This is a genomic window from Streptomyces subrutilus, from assembly GCF_008704535.1.
GTDB lineage: Bacteria > Actinomycetota > Actinomycetes > Streptomycetales > Streptomycetaceae > Streptomyces > Streptomyces subrutilus.
In genome coordinates, this window is record NZ_CP023701.1 from 5,355,291 (window position 1) to 5,379,689 (window position 24,399).

The window sequence follows — 24,399 nt, forward strand, 5'->3', positions numbered from 1 at the left end:
GTAACAAGCCGAACGGCTACAGGCCGAGCTCGACCTCGAACTCGCCCGCCTCCAGGATCGCCTTCACGGCCGAGAGGTACCGGGCCGCGTCCGCGCCGTCCACCAGGCGGTGGTCGTAGGACAGGGTCAGGTACGTCATGTCGCGGATGCCGATGTTGGTGCCCTCGGCGGTTTCGATGACGACCGGGCGCTTCACCGTGGCACCGATGCCCAGGATGGCGACCTGGTTCGGCGGCACGATGACCGTGTCGAACAGGGCGCCGCGGGAGCCGGTGTTGCTGATGGTGAAGGTCGCGCCCGACAGCTCGTCCGGTGTGATCTTGTTGCCGCGGACCTTGGAGGCCAGGTCGGCGGTGGCCTTGGAGATGCCGGCCAGGTTGAGGTCGCCCGCACCCTTGATGACCGGGGTCATCAGGCCCTTCTCGGAGTCCACGGCGATGCCGATGTTCTCCGAGTCGAAGTAGGTGATGGTGCCCTCGGCCTCGTTGATCCGGGCGTTGACGACCGCGTGGGCCTTCAGCGCCTGGGCCGCGGCCTTGACGAAGAACGGCATCGGGGACAGCTTGACGCCCTCGCGGGCGAGGAAGCCGGCCTTGGCCTTCTCGCGCAGCTTCATGATCTTGGTGATGTCCACCTCGACCACGGAGCTGAGCTGCGCCTGCGAGTGCAGGGCCTTCATCATGTTCTCGCCGATGACCTTGCGCATGCGGGTCATCTTGACCGTCTGACCGCGCAGCTCGGACACCGCGGCGGCGGCCGGAGCCTTGGCGGCCGGGGCGGCGGCCGGAGCCGGAGCCGCGGCGGCCTTGGCGGCCTCGGCGGCGGCCAGGACGTCCTGCTTGCGGATGCGGCCACCGACACCGGTGCCCGAGACCGCGGACAGGTCCACGCCGGACTCCGTGGCGAGCTTGCGCACCAGCGGGGTCACGTACGCGCCCTCGTCACCGGCGGAGGCCGGAGCGGCGGGGGCGGCCGGGGCCTGGGCGGCGGGAGCCGGAGCCGGAGCGGCCGGAGCCGGAGCGGCAGCCTGGACCGGAGCCGGAGCCGGAGCCGGAGCCGGAGCCGCGGGGGGCGCCGGGGCCGGGGCGGGAGCGGCGGGAGCCGGGGCGGCGGCCTCGGCCGGCGCCGGGGCGGCCGGGGCCGGAGCGGCGGCCGGAGCCGCGCCCGCGGCGCCGATGACGGCCAGGCGGGCACCGACCTCGGCGGTCTCGTCCTCGCCCACCACGATCTCCAGCAGGGTGCCGGAGACCGGGGCCGGGATCTCGGTGTCGACCTTGTCGGTCGACACCTCCAGCAGCGGCTCGTCGGCCTCGACCGACTCGCCGACCTGCTTCAGCCAGCGGGTGACGGTGCCTTCGGTGACGGACTCGCCCAGCGCGGGCAGCACGACATCGGTGCCCTCGGCGGAACCGCCGCCGGCGGCCGCGTCGGCGGTCGGGGCCGGAGCCTCGGAGCCGGCCGGGACCTCGGTGGACGGAGCGGCCTGCGGGGCCTCCTGCGCCGGGGCCTCGGGGGCGGCCGGGGCCTCGGCGGCCGGAGCGGCCGACTCGGCGGCGGCGCCGCTGCCGTCGTCGATGACGGCCAGCTCGGCGCCGACCTCGACGGTCTCGTCCTCGGCGACCTTGATGGAGGCCAGGATGCCGGAGACGGGCGACGGGATCTCGGTGTCGACCTTGTCGGTCGAGACCTCGAGCAGCGGCTCGTCGGCCTCGACGCGCTCGCCCTCGGCCTTCAGCCAGCGGGTGACAGTGCCCTCGGTGACGCTCTCACCGAGCGCCGGAAGGGTTACGGAAACCGACATGGTTTCAGTTGCTCCTAACGAATGTGCGGAAGTGGTCGTCGCGCCCGTGACTGTGGATTAGTCGTGGGAGTGAAGCGGCTTGCCGGCCAGGGCCAGGTGGGCCTCGCCGAGCGCTTCGTTCTGGGTCGGGTGCGCGTGGATGAGCTGCGCGACCTCGGCCGGCAGAGCCTCCCAGTTGTAGATCAGCTGGGCCTCGCCGACCTGCTCGCCCATCCGGTCACCGACCATGTGGACGCCGACCACGGCACCGTCCTTGACCTGGACGAGCTTGATCTCGCCCGCGGTCTTGAGGATCTTGCTCTTGCCGTTGCCCGCGAGGTTGTACTTCAGCGCCACGACCTTGTCCGCGCCGTAGATCTCCTTGGCCTTGGCCTCGGTGATGCCGACGGACGCGACCTCGGGGTGGCAGTAGGTGACGCGCGGGACGCCGTCGTAGTCGATCGGGACGGTCTTGAGACCGGCCAGACGCTCTGCGACCAGGATGCCCTCGGCGAAGCCGACGTGCGCGAGCTGGAGGGTCGGGACGAGGTCGCCGACGGCCGAGACGGTCGGCACGTTGGTCTGCATGTACTCGTCGACCAGCACGTAGCCGCGGTCCATCGCGACGCCCTGCTCCTCGTAGCCCAGGCCCTGCGAGACCGGTCCGCGGCCGATCGCCACCAGCAGCACCTCGGCCTCGAAGGTCTTGCCGTCGGCCAGCGTCACGCGGACGCCGTCCTCGGTGTACTCGGCCTTGTCGAAGAAGGTGCCCAGGTTGAACTTGATCCCGCGCTTGCGGAACGCGCGCTCCAGCAGCTTGGAGCTGTTCTCGTCCTCGACCGGCACGAGGTGCTTGAGGCCCTCGACGACGGTGACGTCGGTGCCGAAGGACTTCCACGCGGAGGCGAACTCGACGCCGATGACGCCGCCGCCCAGCACGACCGCGGACTTCGGCACGCGGTCCAGGACCAGCGCGTGGTCCGAGGAGATGATGCGGTTGCCGTCGATGTTCAGGCCCGGCAGCGACTTCGGCACGGAGCCGGTCGCCAGCAGGACGTGGCGGCCCTGGACACGCTGGCCGTTCACGTCGACGGAAGTCGGGGAGGAGAGGCGGCCCTCTCCCTCGATGTAGGTCACCTTGCGGGAGGCGACCAGGCCCTGCAGGCCCTTGTACAGGCCCGAGACGACCTCGTCCTTGTACTTGTGCACACCCGCGATGTCGATGCCCTCGAAGGAGGCCTTGACACCGAACTGGGCGGCTTCGCGCGCCTGGTCCGCGATCTCACCGGCGTGCAGCAGAGCCTTCGTGGGGATGCAGCCGTTGTGCAGGCAGGTGCCGCCGAGCTTGTTCTTCTCGATCAGCGCAACGTCGAGACCCAGCTGGGACGCGCGGAGAGCCGCGGCGTAACCGCCACTGCCACCGCCGAGGATCACTAGGTCGAAAACGGTGCTGGCGTCGTTCGCCACGTCACGTCCTCCATGCATGTGCGCCGGGCACCGGTCCTCTGTGACCGGGCGGCGGCTGGTAATCGGCCGCTAGTTTCTTCGGCCCTGTGGTGGGGGCCCTGTCCTGCCGAGAACCCATCTTCGCATTTGTCGGGGGAACGCGGGACGCCGGGCCCACGATGTGGCCGGTCGTTCCGCCCGAAGCAGTGGTTACCCGTGCGTAGAAAGCTACGGATTTCGTTGTGAGCTGAACGGATATGACCGCACCCCGGCCCTTGATCTCCGTTCGATCAAGGGCCGGGGTGCGTCACGCGTCACATCGGGCGCGGGGTGGGGTCCGCGGGTCAGCCCAGGTCGCCCGTGGCGGTGCGCTCGGCCAGCCGGACCAGGGTGCGGACGGCGGAGCCGGTGCCGCCCTTGGGGGTGTAGCCGTAGGGCGCGCCCTCGTGGAAGGCCGGGCCCGCGATGTCGAGGTGGGCCCAGGTGATGCCCTCGCCGACGAACTCCTGGAGGAAGAGGCCGGCCAGCAGGCCGCCGCCCATCCGCTCGCCGATGTTCTGCAGGTCGGCGGTGGGGGAGTCCATGCTCTTGCGCAGGTCCGCGGGGAGCGGCATCGGCCACGAGGCCTCGCCGACCTCCTCGGCGATCTCGTGCACGGAGGTGCGGAAGGCGTCGTCGTTGGCCATGATGCCGAAGGTGCGGTTGCCCAGGGCGAGCACCATGGCGCCGGTCAGCGTGGCGACGTCGACGATCGCGTCCGGGTTCTCCTCGGACGCCTTGGTCAGCGCGTCCGCGAGGACCAGGCGGCCCTCGGCGTCCGTGTTGAGGACCTCGACGGTCTTGCCGCTGTACATGCGCAGCACGTCACCGGGGCGGGTGGCGGAGCCCGACGGCATGTTCTCGGCGAGCGCGAGCCAGCCGGTGACGTTGACCCGCAGGCCCAGCTTCGCGGCCGCGACGACGGCGGCGAACACGGCGGCGGCGCCGCTCATGTCGCACTTCATCGTCTCGTTGTGGCCGGCCGGCTTCAGGGAGATGCCGCCCGAGTCGTAGGTGATGCCCTTGCCGACGAAGGCCAGGGTCTTCTCCGCCTTGGGGTGCGTGTAGGAGAGCTTCACCAGGCGCGGCGGGTTCTCGGAGCCCTTGCCGACGCCGACGAGACCGCCGTAGCCGCCCTTGACCAGGGCCTTCTCGTCCAGGACCTGGACCTTGATGCCGTTCTCCTTCGCGGTCGCGGAGGCGACGGCGGCGAAGGCCTCGGGGGTGAGGTCGTTCGGCGGGGTGTTGATCAGGTCGCGGGCAATGTTGACCTCGGCGGCGACGATCGCGGCGCGCTCGGCCGCGGCCTTGTGCTCCTTGTCGCGCGGCTTGGCGCCCAGCAGGGCGACCTCGGCCAGCGGCAGCTTGGGGCCGTTGTTCCCGGCCTTCTTCTCGCCTCCCTGGTAGGCGGTGAAGGCGTAGGCGCCCAGCAGCGCGCCCTCGGCGACGGCGGTCACGGCGGACGCGTCGTCGAGGGGGAGGGAGAAGGCGGCCTTCTTCGCTCCGTGCAGGGCGCGGGCGGCGGCGCCGGCGGCGCGGCGCAGCACCTCCTCGTCGTACGACTCGTCGGTCTCCGGCAGGGAGCCGAGTCCGACCGCCAGCACGACCGGGACCTTGAAGCCGTCCGGGGCCGGGAGCTTGGTGATCTCGCCTTCGGAGCCGGAGGCCCCGAGCGCTTCGAGCACGGAGGCGAGCTTGCCGGCGTACGCGGTGTCCACGGCCTCGGCGCCCGCGGCGGCGACCGGGCCCTTGGGGCCCTTCGCCACGCCGACCACGAGGGCGTCGGCGCGCAGCGTCGCCGCGCCGGCAGTGCTGAGAGTCAGAGCAGTCACGGTGGTGAGGTCTCGCTTCCGTATGTATGTGTGGGCCGAGTGGGTGGACGGCCATCCGTGGCGATGGTATTCCGGCCCGGCCGCCGCCGGAAATGAGCCTACGCGTACGGACTCGTCCGCACGCCACTCGAAGGTTTGGGAAGTTGTTCGATCATCGGGCCGACGGGTTCACCCGTCTGTGGCGTCTGTTCCAGGTTTGCCGTTCCGGCCCGACGCGGTCCGAAAGACTCGGTCCACTCTCGCAAGGGGACAGGGGGTTCCCTTGCATGGATTCCACAGTGCCTCCCCGGCCCGGCCGTCCGCCCAGGGCCGCTGTCGAGGGATGCCTGCGGGGGGAAAGGCCGACATGGTCAACAAGAACCGGATGAACAGGGTCGCCGCCGCCATGGCCGCGGCGGCCCTGGTGTCCGTGGTCCTGCCCGCCGCGACCGCCCAGGCGGCCGCGGCGCCACCGCGCATCGACCTGAAGGTGCTCGTCGTCGACGACGGCGGCAGCTCGGTCGAGGCCATCACCGCCGAACTCCGCGACACCGGGGTGCCGTTCACCCGTGTCCGGCTGGGCGGCAGCGGCCGCCCGGTCATCAACGCGGCCTACCTCAGCGACACGGTCGACGGCCGCCCGCGCGCCAGGTTCCAGGGCGTGGTCCTGCCCAACGAGAACCCGTTCGGGGAGGGTTCGGCCGAGATGGCGGCGCTCACCGCCTACGAGACGGCCTACGGGATCCGCCAGGTCGACGCGTACACCTGGGCCCACCCGGGCGTCGGGCTGGAGTACACCGACAACGGCGGCTACAGCGGCCGGCTCGACGGCACCCGGGCCGCCGTCACCGCCGCGGGCCGGGCCGGCCCCTTCGGATACCTGGGCGGGGCCGTCACCTTCGAGGACAACTCCGCCCTCGTGCCCGAGAGCTACGGCTTCATGGGCAGGCCGCGGGCCGGCTACACCAGCTACCTCGACGCCCCCGTCGGCTCCGGCCGGGCCTCGCTCGTCGGCGAGTACACCCACGACGGGCGCAGCGAACTGGTCGTCACCTTCGGCTACAACCAGTACCAGCAGCAGTTCCGGCTGCTCGCCCGGGGCATCGTCGAATGGCTCACCCAGGGCGTCCACCTCGGCCAGGAGCGCAACTACTTCGCGGTCCACGTCGACGACGTCTTCGCCCCCGACGCCCGCTGGAGCAAGGAGCTCAACTGCACGCCGGGCGACTACGCCTGCGCCGGCGGCGAGGGCCGGGAGAGCACCATCCGGATGACCGCCGACGACGCCCGGTACGCGGCGCAGTGGCAGAGCGCGAAGAACTTCAAGCTCGACCTGCTCTTCAACGCGGGCGCCGGCGAGGAGTGGAAGGCCGAGCACGGCGGCACGGACGCGCTGACCGCCCAGCTGGTGGCCGACCGGGCCGGGTACCGGTGGATGAACCACACCTACACGCACCCCTTCCTCGGCTGCGTCCAGGACACCACCACCTCGCCCTGGACCTGCGTCAAGAACGCCCAGGGCGCCGTCCAGTACATGAGCCGCGCCGAGATCTCCGCGCAGATCCGCGACAACAACAACTGGGCCGCCGCCAAGGGCATCACCACCGACCGCACCGAGCTGGTCACCGGCGAGCACTCCGGCCTCAAGACCCTGCCGCAGCAGCCCGTCGACAACCCCAACCTGGCCGGCGCGCTCGCCGACAACGGCGTCAAGTGGGCCGGCAGCGACAACTCCCGCGAACCGGACCAGCGCGCGGTCGGCGCCGCCCTGACCGTCCCGCGCCACCCGATGAACGTCTACTACAACACGGGCACCAACGCGGAGATGGCCGACGAGTACAACTGGATCTACACCAGCCGCGCCGACGGCGGCAGCGGCCTCTGCGAGGACAACCCGGCGACCTCCACCTGCCTGCCGGCCCCGGTCGACCCGGTCACCGGCTACCTGGACCACATCGTCCCCCAGGAGGCCCGGACCGCCCTGCGGCACGTCCTCGCCAACGACCCGCGCCCGCACTACGTCCACCAGTCCAACCTCGCCGAGGACCGCACCCTCTACCCGGTGCTCGACCAGGTCCTCGACACCTACCGCACGCTCTACGCGCCCAGCGCGCCGATCGTCAACCAGAGCATGAAGGACACCGGCGTCGAGCTCGGCCGCCGCGCCGCCTGGGACAAGGCGCTCGCCGAGAACAAGGTCACCGCCTACCGCATCGGCACCACCGTGACCGTCAAGGCGCCCTCCGGCGTCGACGCCCCGGTCACCGCCCCGACCGGCACCCGAAAGCAACTGCTGCTCGGCACGACCGACTTCGGCACCGCCTACGCCGGCACGCGCTCCACGTGGACCTCGCCCGAGCTGCTCCAGAGCGCCGTCACGCTCAGGCTGCCCGGCTGACGCTCCCGAGAGCCGTCACCCGCACGCGCGACCCGTACCACCTAGCGCCGGCGCTCCGAACCCATGGGCGCCGGCCCCTTTTCCGTCCTGGGGGGACACACCGCATGAGCCATGGGCGTCATGTCACCATGCTCACCGAAGGCACCTACCCGCACGTCCACGGCGGCGTCAGCACCTGGTGCGACCAGCTGGTCCGCGGCATGCCGGAGGTCGACTTCAACGTCATAGCCCTGACCGGCTCCGGACGGGAGCCGGTCACCTGGGACCTGCCGCGCAACGTCTACCGGCACACCGCCGTACCGCTCTGGGGGCCGCCCCCCGGGCGCGGGCGCCGCTCGGCCCTGCGGGGCCGGGCCCACCGCCGCTTCACCGAGGTGTACGAAACCTTCCTGCACTCCCTGCTCGACCCGGCCCACGGCGGCTTCTCCGCCGCCCTGCGCGAACTGGCCCTGCTCGCCCGGGCCGGCCGGCTCGCCCCGGCCCTGCGCTCCGAGTCCGCGCTCCGCCTGCTGATGACGCTCTGGACCCGCCCCGGCCTGGCCACCGCCGCGGCCCGCCCCACCATCCACGACGCGCTCACCGCCACCGACCTGCTGGAACACGCGCTGCGCCCGCTCGCCGTCCGCATCCCGCCCGACAGCGTCGCGCACGCCGTCAGCAGCGGCCTGGCCACCCTCCCCGCGCTCGCCGCCGCCTACCTCGACAAGGTGCCCTTCCTCCTCACCGAGCACGGCATCTACCTGCGCGAGCGCTACCTCGGCTACCGCAGCGAGGCCCAGCGCTGGCCCGTCAAGGCCCTCGTGCTCGGCTTCTACCGCGAGCTCAACACCGAGGGGTACCGGCGGGCCGACCTGATCACCCCGTGCAACCAGTACAACCGCCGCTGGGAGGAGCGCGGGGGCGCCGCGACCGACCGGATCCGCACCGTGTACAACGGCGTCGACCCGCACGCCTTCCCCGACGCGGGACCCGAGCCCGAGGTGCCCACCCTCAGCTGGTGCGGCCGGATCGACCCGATCAAGGACCTCGAAACCCTCATCCGCGCCTATGCCTTCATGCGCGAGGAGCTGCCCGCCCTGCGGCTGCGGCTCTTCGGACCGGTCCCGGCCGGCTGCGAGGAGTACAAGCTGCGCCTGGAGAAGCTGGCCGCCGAACTCGGCGTCGGCGACGGCATCACCTACGAGGGCCGCATCGAGCAGGTGGCCCGGGCCTACGCGGCCGGCTCCGTCGTGATGCTCTCCTCCATCAGCGAGGGCTTCCCCTTCAGCATCATCGAGGCCATGTCCTGCGGCCGCACCACCGTCTCCACCGACGTCGGCGGGGTCCGCGAGGCCGTCGGCGACACCGGCCTGGTCGTCCCGCCGCGCGAGCCCGAGACCATGGCCCGCGCCACCCTCGCCCTGCTCCGCGACGACGCCCGCCGCGCCGAGCTCGGCCGGATGTCCCGGCAGCGGGTGGTGGAGAAGTTCACCCTCCACCAGTCCGTGGACGGCTTCCGGCACATCTACCGGGAACTCGCCGACCAGCCCGTCCTGCCCGTCCACGAGGGCGACGGCTGGACACAGCGGCTCGCCGCCCCCTGGTACCGCGAACTCGCCGCCGACGGGAGCCCGTGGTGAGCGGATCGCTCTGGCTCAAGGACCCCGGCCGGGAGGACGGCCGCCCGGCCGCCCGCGGCGCGCTCCCGGCCGTCCCGCGGCCCCGGCGCACCGCCGCCGTCGCCGCGGCCCCGGCCGCACCGGGCGCCGACCCGATGGACGAACTCGCCGACCGGCTGGGCGGGTTCGTCGCCTCCGCCGTGCACCCCGACGAGATAGCCGCCGTCCTCGAATCCGACGGCATGACCGACGAGTACATCCGGCTCACCTACGGCCGCCGCGACTCCTTCGCCCTCGCCGAGGACCTCTACCGCCGGGTGCCCCGCTCCTTCCCGGAGCCCGAGGGCGCCCCCGACCCCTGGAAGGTCTCCCTCACCGCCTGTCTGCTGCGCGGAGTGGTCTTCGCCCTGCCCGGCCTGGCCTACGTGCTCGGCGCGCCCCTGCTCGACGGCCCGAAGGACCGGCTCGGGCTGCCCGCCGGCACCCTGACCCTGCTCGCCGGCGCGCTCATCGGCTGGGTCTGGGACCAGACCCTCTCGCACCGGGCCTACTCCCGGCTCGGCCTCGGCGACCGTGCCGCCGCCGGGCGGACCCTGCTCGCCGGGGCCCCCGCCGGAGCCCTGCTGGGCACCGCCGCCGCACTGTCGGTGCCCGGCGGGCCGCCCTTCTCGTACGTCTTCGCCGCCGGGCAGTCCCTGTACGTCGGCGCCGCCACCGTCCTGCTCGTCCTCGGCCGGGAGCGGCTGCTGCTCGCCGCGCTCGCGCCGATGGCCGCGGGGGCGGTGCTCGCGCTGTTCGCCGACCTCCCGGTGCCGGTCCGCACCGCCCTGCTCGCCGTGTCCCTGGCCGCCGCCTGCGCCCTGGCCGTACGGGAGCTGCCCGTCGCCGGCGCGGTGCGCGCGGCCGCGGCGCGCGGGAGGGGACGGGCGGGGCGCCGGCCGGGCGCCGGGCCGGTGCGCTGGCGGGTGCTGCGCGGGGCCGAGGAGGAGCGCACCCCGCGCGGGCCCCGGCTCGGGGACTCGGTGCCGTACGGGGTCTTCGGCCTCGGCACCGGCCTGCTCGTGCTGTACGCGGCCCTCGGTGAGGTGCTCGCCGGCGGCCCCGCCGAGGCCGTCGCCGCCCCCTCCGCGGTGGCCCTCACCCTCAGCATGGGCCCCGCCGAATGGCTGCTCCACCGGTTCCGCAGCGGCAGCCTCGCCGGACTGCGGGCGGCCCGCTCGCCCCGCGGCTTCCGGCGCCGGATGCTCACCACCCTCGCCCGCTGCCTCGCCGGCTACCTGCTGGTGCTGACGGCCCTGGGCGCCACCGGCACCCTGCTCTGGCCGGGCGCCCCCGGCCTCACGGGGGTCCGGACGGCCACCCTGCTGCTGCTCGGCACCGTGATGTGGACCGGGCTGCTCCTGCAGTCCTTCGGCGCGGTCCGGCCCGCCGCCGTCGTCTGCGCCGCGGCGGCCGTCGCGCAGAGCCTCGCCCTGCTCACCGGGGCGGGGCAGCCGCGCACGGTCCAGCTGGTGGTGGCGGGCGCCGCGGCCGCCGCCCTGGCCGCCCTGGTCTGCCTGCTCCTCGGCCGCGCCACGGCGCACCGGTGAGCGCCCGCGCGGACCCGTACCCGCGGCCGCCCCCGCGACCCCGGCCCCGCACCCCGTTGACCCCGCACCCGTGACCCCGTACGAGGAGATGGACCCATGCTGCTGGTGCCCCTGTACGAGCATCCCGCCGACCGCCCCGAGGCCTGGGAGCGGCTCATCCGGTCCGCCGGACGGCTCCACTCGGTGGTGCTCAACCCGGACAGCGGGCCGGGAGACGCCCCCGACGAACGGTTCGCCGCGGTCGCGCGGCGGCTGCGCGAGGCCGGGGTGCCCGTCCTCGGGTACGCCGACACCGACTACGGGCGGCGCCCGCACGCGGCGGTGGTCCATGACCTGCTGCGCCACCGCGACTGGTACGCCACCGACGGGGCCTTCCTCGACCAGGCATCCTCTGACCCGGACCTGCTGCCCCACTACGGGCGGCTCTGCGTCGCGGCCCGGGCCGCGGGCGCGCACACCCTCGTGCTCAACCACGGGGTGCACCCGCATCCCGGGTACGCCGAACTCGCCGACCTGCTCGTCACCTTCGAGGGCCCCTGGGACGCCTACCGCGACGCGGCCGCCGCCCCGCCGTGGACCGCGGACCACCCCGCGCAGCGCTTCTGCCACCTGGTCTACGCCGTCCCGCCGGGCGCCTCCGCCGCGGAACTCGCCGGGGAGCTCGCGGCCCAGCGCGGAGCGGGGGTGCACTGCGCGGTCACCGGGAGCGGCGCGCACCCGTGGGGGACCCTCCCGTACGCGCTGGAGGCGGCCGGATGAGCCGCCTGCGCCTCCCGCGCCCGCGCCTGCTGTGGCTCGTACCGCTCCTGCTGCTCGCCGCGTGCACGGCTCCGCCGGACGAGGAGGACGCCGACGGGGCGCCCTACCCGTGGCCCGACCAGGCGCCGGGCGAGCGCTGGCAGCCGCCGCCCGGGGTGGGCTGGCAGTGGCAGCTGACCGGCCGGCTGGACCTGTCGGTGAACGCGCCGGTCTACGACGTCGACGGGTTCACCACCACCAAGGAGCAGGTCGCCGCGCTCGCGAAGGCCGGGCGCAAGACCATCTGCTACCTGTCCACCGGAGCCTGGGAGGACTTCCGCCCCGACGCGGACGCCTTCCCGAAGGCGCTGCTGGGCCGGGGCAACGGCTGGGAGGGCGAGCGCTGGCTCGACATCCGGCGGCCGGCCGAGCTGGAGCCGCTGATCGCGGCGCGGTTCGACATGTGCCGCGACAAGGGCTTCGACGCGGTGGAGCCGGACAACATGGACGGCTACCGCAACGCCACCGGCTTCCCGCTCACCGCCGCGGACCAGCTCGCGTACAACCGGCTGATCGCCAGGCTGGCCCACGAGCGGGGGCTGGCCGTGGGGCTGAAGAACGACCTCGACCAGGTCCCGGAGCTCGTCGGCGACTTCGACTTCGCCGTCAACGAGCAGTGCGCGCAGTACCGCGAGTGCGACCGGCTGACCCCGTTCACGGCGGCGGGCAAGGCCGTCTTCCACGTGGAGTACGAGCTGGCGGCGGACCGCTTCTGCGACCGGTCCAGGGAGCTGGGGCTCAGCTCCCTGGAGAAGAGGTACGGGCTCGGTGCCTGGCGCAAGGCCTGCTGAGCGGCGCCGGGCCCCCGCCGTCCCGCTGCCGCACGGCCCCGGACTACTGCACCGGCAGCACGGCGTGCACCCGGTAGCCGCCGCCGTACCGGTGCCCGGCGAAGCACGAGCCGCCGAGCGCGCCCGCCCGCTCGCGCATGCCGAGCAGCCCGTGGCCGCCGCCCGGGTCGGCCGGCTCCGGATGCGGGGCGGTCGCGGGCACGGGGGCCGCGCCGCCGTCGTCCAGTACGGTCACCTCCACCGAGGGACCCACCCGCACCACGCTGACCTCGGCGCGGGCCCCCGCCCCGGCGTGCTTGCGCACGTTGGTCAGCGCCTCCTGGATCACCCGGTACGCCGCCAGGTCCACGGCGGCCGGCAGCGGGTCGGCGCCCGCGTGCGCGAGCTGGACGATCACCTCCACGGGCAGGCCCGCATGGCGGAAGGTGTCCACCAGCGCGTCCAGGACGGCCAGCCCGGGCGCCGGCTCGGTGGGCGCCTCGGGGTCACCGGACTGGCGCAGCAGTCCGACGGTGGCCCGCAGCTCGTTCAGCGCCGACCGGCTGGCGTCCCGTACGTGGGCCAGGGCCTCCTTGGCCTGGTCGGGGCGCTTGTCCATGACGTGCGCGGCCACCCCGGCCTGCACGTTGACCAGGGCGATGTGGTGGGCCACCACGTCGTGCAGGTCCCGGGCGATCCGCAGTCGCTCCTCGGCGACCCGCCGCCGGGCCTCCTCCTCGCGGGTGCGCTCGGCCCGCTCGGCCCGCTCCCGGATCGCGTCGATGAAGGCCCGCCGGCTGCGCACCGCGTCCCCGGCCGCCGCGGCCATGCCGGTCCAGGCGAAGATGCCGAGGTTCTCCTGCGCGTACCAGGGCAGCGGCCCGGCCAGCATGGCCACGCCCGTCAGCCCGGCCATGGTGAGCAGGCCGATCCGCCAGGTCGTGGGCCGGTCGGTGCGGGCCGCGACCGTGTACAGCGAGATCACCGCGCACATCACGACGGGGGCCCGCGGCTCCCCGGTGGTCAGCTCCAGCAGGGACAGGACGCAGGTCGCGGCCAGGACGGCCCGGGGCCTGCGGCGCCGCAGCACCAGGGCCGCCGCGCCGAGCAGCATCAGCAGCAGGGAGAACGCCTCGGGGGTGCGCGTGCCGAAGGTGGGCCCGTGCGGGCCGTGCGGGTCGGCGAAGGAGCCGAAGACCATGGAGACGAACGCCCCGAGGGCCAGCGCGGCGTCGGTGGCGAGCGGGTGGGCCCGCATCCACCGCCGGGTGGGCGCGAACGGCCCGAGGTGTGTCGTCACCCCGATACCGTACGGCCTGCCGCGGGCGGCCCGGCCGGCCCGGACGTGCTAACCGCCGTCCACCGGGGGAGGGAGCCGGTGCGGCGGGGCGGGGGCGGGACCCCACGCGGCCCGCACCACGCAGACGAGCATCACGGCCGCGATGGCCGCCAGGTGCTCCTTGCCCGCCAGGTTGTCCTTGACCAGCACCTCGCCGATCATCACCAGCACCACCAGGGCACCGGTCAGGTACGCCCGGTAGCGCCAGCAGACGTAGAGGGCGAGGCCCACCACCGCCGCCGAGGGCCCGGTGTCGTTGACGATCCGGTCGGAGAGCGGCAGGCCGAAGGGGTGCTCGGGGCTGAGCGAGAGCCCGATCCGCGCGTACGTGGTGCCGGCGAGGGTGGCGATGTAGCCGATGAGCAGCGTGCGCCACCAGCCGATGCAGATCTCGGAGATCCCGAAGACGAGCAGGACCTGCGCCAGCGCCCCCCAGACGGGCAGGTCGAGGGCGGGCACGAACAGCGACAGGGGGGTGCGGAGCAGGGCGAGCCAGAGCGGGTCGGCGGCTTTGACGGACCCCAGGTTCTGGACCGGCTGGAAGCCCCAGGGGGTGTTCTGCACGATCTGGAAGACCGAGGTCAGACACACCGCCCCGAGGGTCATCGGGACGGCCCGCCACCGGTCGTGGACGAGCGCGTCCCGGACGGTCCAGAACAGGGGACCCCACTCGCGCCGGGCGAACCGGCGCAGTGGGGTGGTGGTCCGCGCTGTCAACGACGGGTCTCCAGGTGTCTGCGGTGCAGCCACTTCGGCAGGCCGGGAGCTTCCAGGAAGCCCTCGGCCCGGCCCGCGGCGATGCCGATCCGCAGCAGGTCCGAACTCTTCTCGAAGAGCATGAACCGCGGTTCCCAGATCGGCCGGTATTTGGCGTTGGCCCGGTAGAGGGACTCGATCTGCCACCAGCGGGAGAAGAAGCTCAGCAGCGAACGCCACATCCGCAGCACCGGACCGGCGCCGAGCCGCGAACCGCGCTCGAAGACGGACCGGAACATCGCGAAGTTCAGCGAGACCTGGGTGACCCCGATCTCCTTGGAGCGCTCCAGGAGTTCGATGACCATGAACTCCATCAGGCCGTTCTCGGAGTCCCGGTCACGGCGCATCAGGTCCAGCGACAGGCCCTTGGGGCCCCACGGCACGAAGGACAGCACCGCCCGCAGGTCGCCGTTGCCGTCGGTGCACTCCAGCATCACGCACTGGCCGTCGCCGGGATCACCCAGCCGGCCCAGCGCCATCGAGAACCCGCGCTCGGTGGCCCCGTCGCGCCAGTCGTCGGCGCGCCGCAGCAGCTCGTCCATCTCCTCGGCGGGGATGTCGGCGTGACGGCGGATGCGGACCGTGTAACCGGCCCGCTTGACGCGGTTGTACGCCTGCCGGACGGTCCGCATCGCACGGCCCTCCAGGGTGAACTCGGCCGTCTCGACGATCGCCTCGTCCCCCAGCTCCAGCGCGTCCAGGCCGTGCCGCGCGTAGATCTGCCCGGCCTCCTCGCTGGCCCCCATCACGGCCGGCACCCAGCCGTGCTCGCGGGCCTCGGCCAGCCACGGCTCGATGGCGCCGGGCCAGGCCTCCGGGTCGCCGATGGGGTCGCCGGAGGCCAGCGAGACGCCGCCCACGACCCGGTAGGTGACCGCGGCCTTCCCGGTGGGGGACCAGACCACGGACTTCTCGCGGCGCAGCGCGAAGTAGCCGAGCGAGTCGCGGTCGCCCTGCCGGGACAGCAGCGCCCGCAGCCGCTCCTCGTCCTCGACGGAGAGCGGGTCGACGGCGCGCCGCGAGCGGAAGGCGGCGAACAGCACGGCGAGCAGCAGCAGCATCGACATCACGTTGACGAAGACGTCCACCCAGCCGGGCGTGGTGATGGTCCGGGAGGCCTGGGCGTCCGGGGCCAGCGTGACCAGCCGCATCGCCCCGTACCGCCAGCGGGCCAGGAAGGTGGCGTCCGCGCTGTCGGGATGGGTGTTGGTGGCGCCGACGAGCAGCGCCGCGACCAGCGAGGTGACCAGCAGACCGACGGCGGCGACGACGGTGGCGAGCGCCGGGTTGGAGCGGTCGCCGCGCGCGTAGAACTCGCGGCGGCCCAGCCACAGGGAGCCGACGAAGGCGGCCGTCAGACCGAGGGACACCCAGTTCTGCGCGTGGCCGCGGAACTCCGGGTAGCAGAGGTTGAGGTCGCCCTGGGTGCACGGCGCGAAGGCCGCGGTGGCGAAGGCCAGCAGCAACGCCCCGCCGAGCACCAGGTTCAGGATCCAGGCGGCGCGCTTGCGGCGTCCCATGGTGACGGCCAGCAGCAGCGAGAACAGGCCGGAGGCGAAGCCGGCCGTCAGCAGGTAGGGGGTGTAGAAGTCCTCGGTGTTGTGCCGCCGCAGGTCCTGCCCGAGGGAGAGCCACACCGCGCTCAGGAAGTTGACGAAGGTGACGGCGCGCAGGTACCAGACGGCAAACGCCGCACCGCGTCGTGAGCGGGCGGTCCCCCGGCCGGTCTCCCGGCCGCCCCCCGCAGCCCTGCCGGCGCTGTCGCCGGCCTCTTTCCGTGCCGTTGCCGAGCCGGGTGCCTGTACGGCGTCGCGGTCGGTCTCTACGCTGGTCAAACGGACCTCTCCCATAAAAAGCGATCATATGGGGCGTCGCAGTCCGTCGTGGGCCGGTCCGGGACCACGGCTTGGTCAGGACCGCGGGCCCCGGTGGCCTACTCGGTCGGTTCCTCTTCCACCCGCTCCACCCGCTCCGGGAGTTCCGCCGCGAGCGCGGCGGCCGCCTGGACCAGCGGGAGGGCCAGCAGCGCCCCCGTTCCTTCCCCCACTGTGACGCCGTGGTCGAGCACGGGGTTGAGCGCCATCCGGTCCAGTGCCTTCGCCTGGCCCGGCTCGCCGCTCGCCTGCCCGGCCAGCCACCAGTCGGGCGCGCGGAACGCGGCCCGCTGGGCCACCAGCCCGCAGGCCGCCGAGACGATGCCGTCCAGGATGACCGGGGTGCGGCGCACCGCGCACTGGAGCAGGAAGCCGGTGATCGCGGCCACGTCCGCGCCGCCGACCGCGCCCAGCAGCGCCACCTGGTCCCCGAGGACCGGGCGGGCCCGGCGCAGCGCGTCGCGGATCGCCGCGCACTTGCGCATCCAGGCCAGGTCGTCGATGGGCGCGCCGCCGCGGCCGGTGACCACGGAGGCGTCGGTGCCGCAGAGGGCGGCGACCAGGGTGGCGGCCACCGTGGTCCCGCCCACGCTGAGGTCCCCGAGGACGACCAGGTCGGTGCCCGCGTCCGCCTCCTCGTCGGCGATCCGCACGCCGAGCCGCAGCGCGGCCTCGGCCTCCTCGGGGGTGAGCGCGTCCTCCACGTCGATCCGGCCGCTGCCGCGCCGGACGCGGTGGCGCACCACCTCCTCGGGCAGCAGCCCGGGATCGCAGTCCAGACCCGCGTCGACGATCCGTACGGGGGCGCCCAGCCGGCCGGCCAGGATCGAGACCGGGCTGGTGCCGTCGAGCACGGACCGCACCAGCTCGTACCCGCTGCCGGCGGCCCGGGCGGAGACGCCCTGGGCCGCGATGCCGTGGTCGGCCGCGAACAGCACGACGCGGGGCCGCTCGATCGGCCGGACCGGCACCCGCCCCTGGGCGGCGGCGAGCCACTCGGCGAGCTCGTCGAGCCGGCCCAGCGCACCGGGCGGCACGGCCAGCCGTTCACGGCGGTCCTCGGCATCACGCCGGACGCCCCCGTCGGGGCGCTCGATCAGATCGGAGAAGTCGTCGAGATTCAGCGTGCTCATCTGCCAGAGAGTACAGCCGGTGAGGCCCTCCCCTTGGGGCGTGGTGCGGATCGGCCACGTCCCGCCGCCCGGCTCACTCCTTCAGCACCAGCACCTGCCCGGCGACCACCAGCAGCACCTGTTCGCACTCGGCCGCCACCGCGTTGTTCAGCCGGCCCAGTTCGTCGCGGAACCGCCGTCCGGAGGAGGTCGCCGGGACGACCCCCGCGCCCACCTCGTTGCTGACCAGCACCACCGGGCGCCGGGTCGCGCGCACCGCCGCCGCCAACGCGGCGGTGCGCTCGCCCAGTTCCCGCCGGCCGCCCTTCTCCCACACGTCGTCGTCCCAGGCCCCGGCCCGGTCCATCGCGTCGGTGAGCCACAGCGCCAGGCAGTCGATCAGCAGCGGTGGCCCCTGTTCCGCCAGCAGCGGCACCAGGTCGCAGGTCTCCGCGGTCCGCCAGCCGGCCGGCCGCCGCTCCCGGTGCAGACCCACCCGGTGGGCCCACTCCGCGTCCCCGTCGCGGGCGCCGCCGGTGGCCACGTAGACCACCTCGGGGAAAGCGCCCAGCCGCCGCTCCGCCTCGAAGGACTTGCCCGAGCGGGCCCCGCCCAGCACCAGCGTCCGGCGCGGTGCTCCGGGCCCCGGCCGCCGCTCCCCGACGACCACGGTGGTGCCGTCCGCCACCGCCCTGGCCCCCGCGGCCGCGCACCGGCGCTCCAGCTCCCGCCCCGGCGGGGTGTCGTGGTCCAGGTGCACCGCGATCACGTCCGTGGCCGGGCCCACCGCGCCGCTCGCCCGCAGCCGGGCCAGCGCCTCGGGCCGGCCGAGCACGTCCGCGAGGACCACGGCGTACGGGCGCTGCCCGGTCGTCCCGCCGATCCCGGCCGGCGCCCCGCCGGGCGGCAGGTACAGCAGCCGGCCGCCGTCCGGCCCGATCACCTCGTACCCCGTGCCCGGCGCGTCCATCGCCACCGCCCGCACCCGGTGCCCGGAGATCACCGCCAGCTCCCGCCCGTCCGGCACCCGCCCGGCGGCCGGCAGCCCGGGCGGCAGCTCCACCGGGGGGCCGTCGTGCGGGTGGGTCAGCAGGACCTGCCGTACGCCGGCCGGCGAGCGCCCCGCCCGTACGCCGGCCGGCGCGGCCCCGGGCGTCAGGTCGAGCAGCAGCGCGCCGTCGACGAGCACGGACGTGGCGGCGCGGGAACGGGGCCCCGCGGAGACGGCGCAGGCCGCGCAGGGACAGCCGGGGCGGGGCAGCCCCTCGGGTGTGCCGGTGCCGAGCAGAGTGAGTTCCACAGGATGATCCTCCCGCGTCCGCGGGAGTGGTGCGCGCCCGGTTACTCTGCGGGCAGACTCAAGGCGAGAAGCGGACGAGCAACGGAGGCGGACATGGCGTGGACGTGGCGGTTCGAGACGGCCGACGGCAGCGAGGCGAGCCCGTCGGTGGTTCCTGAGGAGTTCACCACGCAGGGGGACGCGGAGTCCTGGATCGGCGAGTACTGGAAGGAACTGCTGGAGGGCGGTACCGAACAGGTGAAGCTCTCCGACGACTCCGGGACCGAGCTGTACACCATGAGCCTGCGCGCGGCCCTGGACGCCTGACCCGGCGGCCGGGCACGGCAGCGGCGCATCCCCGGGGCCCCGGACGGACCCCGGGGACCGCGACGGCCGGCAGCGGCCCGGGCGGACCCGGGCCGGGCCGGCGCACGCCGCACGGGTTCAGCCGCGCACGCCGCACAGGTGCAGCAGCGCGGCGACGCCCCGGTAGGGGTCGGTGCGCCCGGCGCGGTCCTCGGCGGCCAGCAGCCGCTCCAGCTCCTCGTCGGGCGGGAGGTGCTCGCCGGCCTCGGTGCCGTCGGTGAAGACGCGCACCCCGTACCAGGCCTGCAGCGGGGCACCGATCCCGGAGAGCGTGGCCGTCAGGCCGGCCAGCCGGTCGGCGCGGACCTCCAGGCCCAGCCGGTTCGTGTAGGCGACCCCGTCGAAGGCGGCCACCGCCCCGTCCCAGTCGCCGTCCAGCCCCGGCCGCATGGCCAGCGCGTCGCCGTTGCGCACCAGCAGGGACAGCAGCCCGCCGGGGGCCAGCATCCGGGCCAGCCCGGCGAGCATGGCGTCGGGCTCGGGCACGTACATCAGCACCCCGTGGCACAGCACCACGTCGAAACTGCCCGGGAGGAAGTGCGCTCCGGTCTCGCGGCCGTCGCCCTCCATGAGGCGGACCCGGTCGCGGATCCCCGGGGGCTCGGCCTCCAGGGCCTCGCGGGCGACGGCGAGCATGCCGGCGTCCTGCTCCAGACCCGTCACCTTGTGCCCGGCGCGGGCCAGGCGCAGCGCCTGCGTGCCCTGCCCCATGCCCACGTCGAGGACGCGCAGCCGCTGTCCGACCGGGAAGCGGTGCGCGATCTGCTCGTCCACCTGCCGGCCGACGAGCTCCTGGCGGACGGCGTTGCGCAGTCCGCCCAGACCTTCGAGCCAGACCCGGGCACCACCCGAGAAACCTTCTCCCGGCCCCCCGGGCACCCCTCGGCTCAGGGCCGTTCCCCGCGCTTGACCTGCGGCTTCGGCAGACGGAGCCGGCGCATCTGGAGGGTGCGCATCAGGCCGTAGGCGATGGCGCCGCGGCGCGGCTCGTCCGGGTGGCGCTGCACGAGCGCCTTGCGGAGGCGGAAGACGAGGCCGACGGAGTCGAGGATGATCAGCGCGATCACACCGAGCCACAGCAGCAGCGCGATGTTCTGGATCGAGGGGACCCGCACCATGCTCAGCACCAGGATGATCACGGCCAGCGGCAGGAACATCTCGGCGACGGAGAAGCGGGAGTCCACGTAGTCGCGCACGAAACGGCGGACCGGGCCCTTGTCACGGGCGGGCAGGTACCGCTCGTCGCCGTTGGCCAGCGCCTCGCGCTGCTTGGCCATCTCGACGCGACGGCGCTCACGGTTTCGCTTGGCATCCTCCTTGCGATTGCCGGTCGAGGCCACCACGGCCTTGCGCTGCGACTGGGCCACAGCACGCTTCGGCGTAGGGCGGCCCTTCGGGGCCTGCGGGTCACGGGGCTGCGAGAGGTCGGCGCTCACCTTGTCGGTGGCGGCGGCCTTCTCTTCCTTGGAGGAGCGGCTACCAAACACAAAACCCAAGCGTACGTGGTTGCGGGCATGGGCCCCACCCCGGCGGGGAACGATCCGGCAACGGCGGGCGTCTTCCCCCTTGCACGGCCGTGCGGTGGGCCCGCCCTCCTGGGGTCACCTACTCCCTACGCCTGACACGGCGGAGGCGTAGTCGTCCTGGAGGAGGAGCGCATCCGTACTCGAACAGTGCGGTAATGGAGACAGGGCCCGTACTGTGGGTCTTGTTGGTGACCTGGAGCACAGTCCGTCCAGTCCGTCTAGAAGGGGGCGCGCGAAGCCCATGAGCGGTGTCATGAAGCGTATGGGGATGATCTTCCGCGCGAAGGCGAACAAGGCCCTTGACCGGGCCGAGGACCCGCGCGAGACCCTCGACTACTCGTACCAGAAGCAGCTCGAACTGCTGCAGAAGGTGCGCCGCGGGGTCGCCGACGTGGCGACCTCCCGCAAGCGCCTGGAGCTGCAGCTGAACCAGCTGCAGGGCCAGTCGGCCAAGCTGGAGGACCAGGGCCGCAAGGCCCTCGCCCTCGGCCGCGAGGACCTGGCCCGCGAGGCCCTGTCCCGCCGCGCCTCCCTCCAGCAGCAGGTCAGCGACCTGGAGGTGCAGCACCAGACCCTCCAGGGCGAGGAGGAGAAGCTGACCCTGGCCGCCCAGCGGCTCCAGGCCAAGGTGGACGCCTTCCGGACGAAGAAGGAGACCATCAAGGCCACCTACACCGCGGCCCAGGCCCAGACCCGGATCGCGGAGTCCTTCTCCGGCATCTCCGAGGAGATGAGCGACGTCGGCGTGGCCATCCAGCGCGCCGAGGACAAGACGGCGCAGCTCCAGGCCCGCGCCGGCGCCATCGACGAGCTGCTGGCCTCCGGCGCGCTCGACGACCAGAGCGGCCTCGGCACCAAGGACGACATCCAGGCCGAGCTGGACCGCCTCTCGGGCGGTACGGACGTGGAGCTGGAGCTCCAGCGGATGAAGGCCGAGCTGGCCGGCGGCCCGTCCGCGCAGCAGCAGGCCATCGAGGGCGGCGCCCCGGGCACCACCCAGCCCTCGCAGACCCCCCACCGGTTCGACAAGCAGTAGGACGGGGCCCGTCATGATTGTCCGCATCATGGGCGAAGGGCAGCTGCGGGTGGCCGACGGCCACTTCGCCGAGCTCAACACACTGGACGACGAGCTGCTCGCCGAGATGGAGAGCGGCGACGCGGAGGGCTTCCGGCGCACGCTGGGCTCCCTGCTCGAAGCGGTGCGCAGGCTCGGCGAGCCCCTCCCGGACGACGCGCTGGAGCCGTCCGAGCTGATCCTGCCCGGCCCGGACGCCGGGCTGGACGAGGTCAGGGAGATGCTCGGCGACGACGGCCTCATCCCCGGCTGAGCGCACACGGCGCCGACGCCCGGTGCCGGGCACGGACGGAGGGACGGGCGGGGGCCGGCCGACGCCCCTCAGCCGCCCGGCGGCGGGTCCTTCGGCGCCGGGCCCACGGCCCGTACCTCCTCGTCGGGGGTGCCGCCGATGAAGTTCTCCAGCCTGCGCCGCGGCACCGCCCACCGCCGGTCGTGGCGGAAGGCGCGCAGACCGGCCCTGGCCCGGGCGCGCGGGCGGTTGGCGTAGAACCGCTTCGCGTACGGGGACCCGGGCCGGGCCAGGCGGATCGCGCCGATCAGCGCCACGAACGGGATGACCGTGCCGAAGAAGGCGGTGCGCGCCTTCCCCTTCCACAGGGCGATCAGGGCCAGGAAGAAGTTGGTCGCGGTGTTGATGACCACCAGGCCGCGGCTGTGCCGCTCCCCGCTCGTCAGGTCGTTCACCCCGAACGGCAGGAACCCGCCGAGCACCAGCGCCACCAGGGCGGCCGTCAGCACCACGATCTCGACGCTCTTGCGTCCCTGCTCGCTCCAGTAGACGTCGTCCAGGTGCAGGATCAGCGCGAACTCGTCGAGGACCAGTCCCGCCCCCAGTCCGAAGATGACGGCCGAGAGCACCGAGCCGAAGCTGTGCTGGCCGCTGCCGACCGCACCGAACCCCCCGATGATCACCAGGATCACCCCGGGCACCACGTGGTGGACGTGCAGGCCGCCGGGGGTGACGTTCTTGAACGGGCCGCGGCCCGCCCGGATCAGGCGGGTGATCACGCGCGTGACGAGGAACGACAGGACGAACGAGAACAGCGCGACCAGCAGGGGGAGCTTCCCCGGTTCCACGATGTTGCGGTACCACCAGTGATCCATCGCATCCGCTCCCTGTTCGGCAGCCCCCGCGCACGTGCCCGTATCGGGTAATTTACCGCCCGCCCCCAACGGGTAGCGTTCGCGCCGATGACAGATTCGTTCGACGCCCCGCCCCCGACGCCGCCCCCCGACCGCGCCTCGCTGCGCGACGGCGTCCGCTTCGCCTTCGGCACCCTCACCGTGCTGCCCGCCCGCATCACCCGCTGGGACCGGCCCGCCGCCCGGACCGGCATGGCCTGCGCCCCCCTCGCCGGCCTGGCCGTGGGCCTGCTCGCCGCCCTGCCCGGGGCGGCCCTGCTGGCCCTCGGCGGCGGGCCGCTGCTGGCCGCCGTCGTGACCGTCGCCGTGCCGGCCGCGCTCACCCGGGGACTGCACCTCGACGGGCTCGCCGACACCGCGGACGGGCTGGGCAGCGCCAAACCGGCCGAGGACGCCCTGCGCATCATGAAGCAGTCCGACATCGGCCCCTTCGGCGTCGTCACCCTGCTGATCGTCCTGCTGGTGCAGGTGGCCGCCCTGGCCGACGTGTACGCCGACAGCTGGACCCGCGGCGCCCTCGCCGCCGTGACCGCCGCCGTGACCGCCCGCCTCGCCATGACCCTGGCCGCCCGCGAAGGCGTGCCCGCCGCCCGCCCCGGGGGCCTCGGCGCCGCCGTCGCCGGAGTGCTCCCGCGCGGCGCGGCCGCCGCGCTCGCCGTCGGGACCACGGTGCTCGCCGGGGTCTGCGCCCTCCCGCTCGGCCTGCCGGCCGCCCTCGGCCACGCCTTGGCCGTACCGGCCGCCCTCGGCGCCGGCGAACTGCTGCTGCGCCGCTGCGTACGCCGCTTCGACGGCGTCACCGGCGACGTCTTCGGCGCCCTGGCCGAGGTCTCCGCCGCCACGGTCCTGGTCCTCCTGTCCCTGGGCTGACCGCCCGCCCGCACCGGCCCGCCGGGGCCGACGTACCCTCACCCCGTGGACCACACCCCGCCGGAGCCGGCCGCCGCCGCGCCCATCACCGTCCTCCTCGCCGACGACCAGGCCCTGCTGCGCAGTGCCTTCCGGGTGCTCGTCGACTCCGAGCCCGACATGGAGGTCGTCGGCGAGGCCTCGGACGGGGCGCAGGCCTTCGAGCTCGCCCGGCGGGTGCGGCCCGACGTCGTCCTCATGGACATCCGGATGCCCGGAACCGACGGGCTCGCCGCCACCCGCATGATCAGCGCCGATCCGGAGCTCGCCGCCGTGCGCGTGGTGATGCTGACGACCTTCGAGGTCGACGAGTACGTGGCCGCGGCGCTGCGGGCCGGCGCCTCCGGCTTCCTCGGCAAGGGCGCCGAGCCCGAGGACCTGCTCAACGCCATCCGCGTCGCCGCCGCCGGCGAGGCACTGCTCTCCCCGGCCGCCACCAAGGGGCTCATCGCGACCTTCCTCGCCCAGGGCGGCGGCGGGGACGCCCCCGCCGCCGGCGCCGCGCACTCCGAGCGGCTCGCCGCGCTCACCGGCCGCGAGCGCGAGGTGCTCGTGCTCGTCGCGGCCGGGCTCTCCAACGACGGGATCGCCGGCCGGCTGGAGGTCAGCCCGCTCACCGTCAAGACCCACGTCAACCGGGCCATGGCCAAACTCGGCGCCCGCGACCGCGCCCAACTGGTGGTCATCGCCTACGAATCGGGCCTGGTCCGGCCGCGCACCGACTGAACGCCGGCCCCCCGGCCCGCTCCGGCCGCCGCGCGCGGGGCCGTCCGCAGTAGCGCGGCGTA

The 24,399-nt window shown here is 74.0% G+C and carries 21 protein-coding genes; 10 read left to right on the forward strand and 11 right to left on the reverse strand.

Features of this window, described 5'->3' with window-relative positions; genetic code table 11:
* Positions 1 to 16 precede the first annotated feature (16 nt).
* The 3 genes from sucB to CP968_RS23715 form a co-directional block, all read right to left on the reverse strand.
* On the reverse strand, positions 17 to 1,801 hold the full coding sequence (gene sucB / locus CP968_RS23705; protein ID WP_150519915.1) for a 2-oxoglutarate dehydrogenase, E2 component, dihydrolipoamide succinyltransferase: 1,785 nt from the start codon (positions 1,799 to 1,801) through the stop codon (positions 17 to 19).
* Positions 1,802 to 1,858: 57 nt separating this feature from the next.
* Positions 1,859 to 3,247 (reverse strand): dihydrolipoyl dehydrogenase, encoded by a 1,389-nt coding sequence (gene lpdA / locus CP968_RS23710; protein WP_150519916.1) that lies wholly within the window; start codon positions 3,245 to 3,247, stop codon positions 1,859 to 1,861.
* A 323-nt stretch (positions 3,248 to 3,570) separates the two neighbouring features.
* On the reverse strand, positions 3,571 to 5,097 hold the full coding sequence (locus tag CP968_RS23715) for a leucyl aminopeptidase (RefSeq protein WP_150519917.1): 1,527 nt from the start codon (positions 5,095 to 5,097) through the stop codon (positions 3,571 to 3,573).
* A 346-nt stretch (positions 5,098 to 5,443) separates the two neighbouring features.
* On the opposite strand from CP968_RS23715, the gene CP968_RS23720 reads away from it, so the two are divergent.
* From CP968_RS23720 to CP968_RS23740, 5 genes are all read left to right on the forward strand, one after another.
* Complete coding sequence (locus CP968_RS23720) at positions 5,444 to 7,474, forward strand: hypothetical protein (RefSeq protein ID WP_150519918.1); 2,031 nt, start codon at positions 5,444 to 5,446, stop codon at positions 7,472 to 7,474.
* 104 nt (positions 7,475 to 7,578) lie between these two features.
* Positions 7,579 to 9,093: a GT4 family glycosyltransferase PelF gene (gene pelF, locus CP968_RS23725; RefSeq protein ID WP_150519919.1), complete on the forward strand. Its 1,515-nt coding sequence runs from the start codon at positions 7,579 to 7,581 to the stop codon at positions 9,091 to 9,093.
* Entirely contained in the window at positions 9,090 to 10,661 is a 1,572-nt protein-coding gene (locus CP968_RS23730; protein ID WP_150519920.1) for a hypothetical protein, read from the forward strand. The genes pelF and CP968_RS23730 overlap by 4 nt, the downstream gene beginning before the upstream one ends.
* 96 nt (positions 10,662 to 10,757) lie before the next feature.
* Entirely contained in the window at positions 10,758 to 11,420 is a 663-nt protein-coding gene (locus tag CP968_RS23735) for a spherulation-specific family 4 protein (RefSeq protein WP_150519921.1), read from the forward strand.
* Entirely contained in the window at positions 11,417 to 12,250 is an 834-nt protein-coding gene (locus tag CP968_RS23740) for an endo alpha-1,4 polygalactosaminidase (RefSeq protein WP_150519922.1), read from the forward strand. Before CP968_RS23735 ends, CP968_RS23740 begins: the two co-directional genes overlap by 4 nt.
* A gap of 43 nt (positions 12,251 to 12,293) precedes the next feature.
* On the opposite strand, the gene CP968_RS23745 is transcribed toward CP968_RS23740, so the two are convergent.
* The 5 genes from CP968_RS23745 to CP968_RS23765 all read right to left on the reverse strand — a co-directional run bounded on the left by CP968_RS23745 (position 12,294) and on the right by CP968_RS23765 (position 18,610).
* Positions 12,294 to 13,529 carry a sensor histidine kinase gene (locus tag CP968_RS23745; RefSeq protein ID WP_373304064.1) on the reverse strand — a complete coding sequence of 412 codons (1,236 nt, stop codon included), beginning with the start codon at positions 13,527 to 13,529 and terminating at the stop codon, positions 12,294 to 12,296.
* 48 nt (positions 13,530 to 13,577) lie between these two features.
* Positions 13,578 to 14,285, reverse strand: a complete 708-nt coding sequence (locus tag CP968_RS34425; protein WP_229886355.1) for a hypothetical protein — start codon at positions 14,283 to 14,285, stop codon at positions 13,578 to 13,580.
* On the reverse strand, positions 14,282 to 16,174 hold the full coding sequence (locus tag CP968_RS23755; protein ID WP_150519923.1) for a phosphatidylglycerol lysyltransferase domain-containing protein: 1,893 nt from the start codon (positions 16,172 to 16,174) through the stop codon (positions 14,282 to 14,284). Before CP968_RS23755 ends, CP968_RS34425 begins: the two co-directional genes overlap by 4 nt.
* 83 nt (positions 16,175 to 16,257) lie before the next feature.
* Positions 16,258 to 17,331, reverse strand: coding sequence for a nicotinate-nucleotide--dimethylbenzimidazole phosphoribosyltransferase (gene cobT, locus CP968_RS23760; protein WP_150519924.1), 1,074 nt, complete (start codon positions 17,329 to 17,331; stop codon positions 16,258 to 16,260).
* A 73-nt stretch (positions 17,332 to 17,404) separates the two neighbouring features.
* Positions 17,405 to 18,610 (reverse strand): bifunctional adenosylcobinamide kinase/adenosylcobinamide-phosphate guanylyltransferase, encoded by a 1,206-nt coding sequence (locus CP968_RS23765; RefSeq protein ID WP_150519925.1) that lies wholly within the window; start codon positions 18,608 to 18,610, stop codon positions 17,405 to 17,407.
* Positions 18,611 to 18,703: 93 nt separating this feature from the next.
* On the opposite strand from CP968_RS23765, the gene CP968_RS23770 reads away from it, so the two are divergent.
* A complete protein-coding gene (locus CP968_RS23770; RefSeq protein ID WP_150519926.1) occupies positions 18,704 to 18,916 on the forward strand; it encodes a hypothetical protein in 213 nt (70 codons plus the stop codon).
* Positions 18,917 to 19,033: 117 nt separating this feature from the next.
* Here CP968_RS23770 and CP968_RS23775 read toward each other — a convergent pair whose 3' ends face one another.
* Together CP968_RS23775 and CP968_RS23780 are read right to left on the reverse strand one after the other, a co-directional pair.
* Positions 19,034 to 19,834: a class I SAM-dependent methyltransferase gene (locus CP968_RS23775; protein WP_373304063.1), complete on the reverse strand. Its 801-nt coding sequence runs from the start codon at positions 19,832 to 19,834 to the stop codon at positions 19,034 to 19,036.
* Positions 19,835 to 19,842: 8 nt separating this feature from the next.
* Positions 19,843 to 20,451 (reverse strand): DUF3043 domain-containing protein, encoded by a 609-nt coding sequence (locus CP968_RS23780; protein ID WP_150519927.1) that lies wholly within the window; start codon positions 20,449 to 20,451, stop codon positions 19,843 to 19,845.
* Between the two features lie 271 nt (positions 20,452 to 20,722).
* On the opposite strand from CP968_RS23780, the gene CP968_RS23785 reads away from it, so the two are divergent.
* Positions 20,723 to 21,517, forward strand: coding sequence for a PspA/IM30 family protein (locus CP968_RS23785; protein ID WP_150519928.1), 795 nt, complete (start codon positions 20,723 to 20,725; stop codon positions 21,515 to 21,517).
* Between the two features lie 13 nt (positions 21,518 to 21,530).
* On the forward strand, positions 21,531 to 21,809 hold the full coding sequence (pspAA, locus tag CP968_RS23790; RefSeq protein WP_150519929.1) for a PspA-associated protein PspAA: 279 nt from the start codon (positions 21,531 to 21,533) through the stop codon (positions 21,807 to 21,809).
* Positions 21,810 to 21,877: 68 nt separating this feature from the next.
* On the opposite strand, the gene CP968_RS23795 is transcribed toward pspAA, so the two are convergent.
* Positions 21,878 to 22,663 (reverse strand): hypothetical protein, encoded by a 786-nt coding sequence (locus CP968_RS23795; RefSeq protein ID WP_150519930.1) that lies wholly within the window; start codon positions 22,661 to 22,663, stop codon positions 21,878 to 21,880.
* Between the two features lie 87 nt (positions 22,664 to 22,750).
* On the opposite strand from CP968_RS23795, the gene CP968_RS23800 reads away from it, so the two are divergent.
* On the forward strand, positions 22,751 to 23,572 hold the full coding sequence (locus CP968_RS23800) for an adenosylcobinamide-GDP ribazoletransferase (RefSeq protein ID WP_150519931.1): 822 nt from the start codon (positions 22,751 to 22,753) through the stop codon (positions 23,570 to 23,572).
* Between the two features lie 45 nt (positions 23,573 to 23,617).
* Positions 23,618 to 24,337 carry a response regulator gene (locus CP968_RS23805; protein WP_189828897.1) on the forward strand — a complete coding sequence of 240 codons (720 nt, stop codon included), beginning with the start codon at positions 23,618 to 23,620 and terminating at the stop codon, positions 24,335 to 24,337.
* Positions 24,338 to 24,399: the final 62 nt, after the last annotated feature.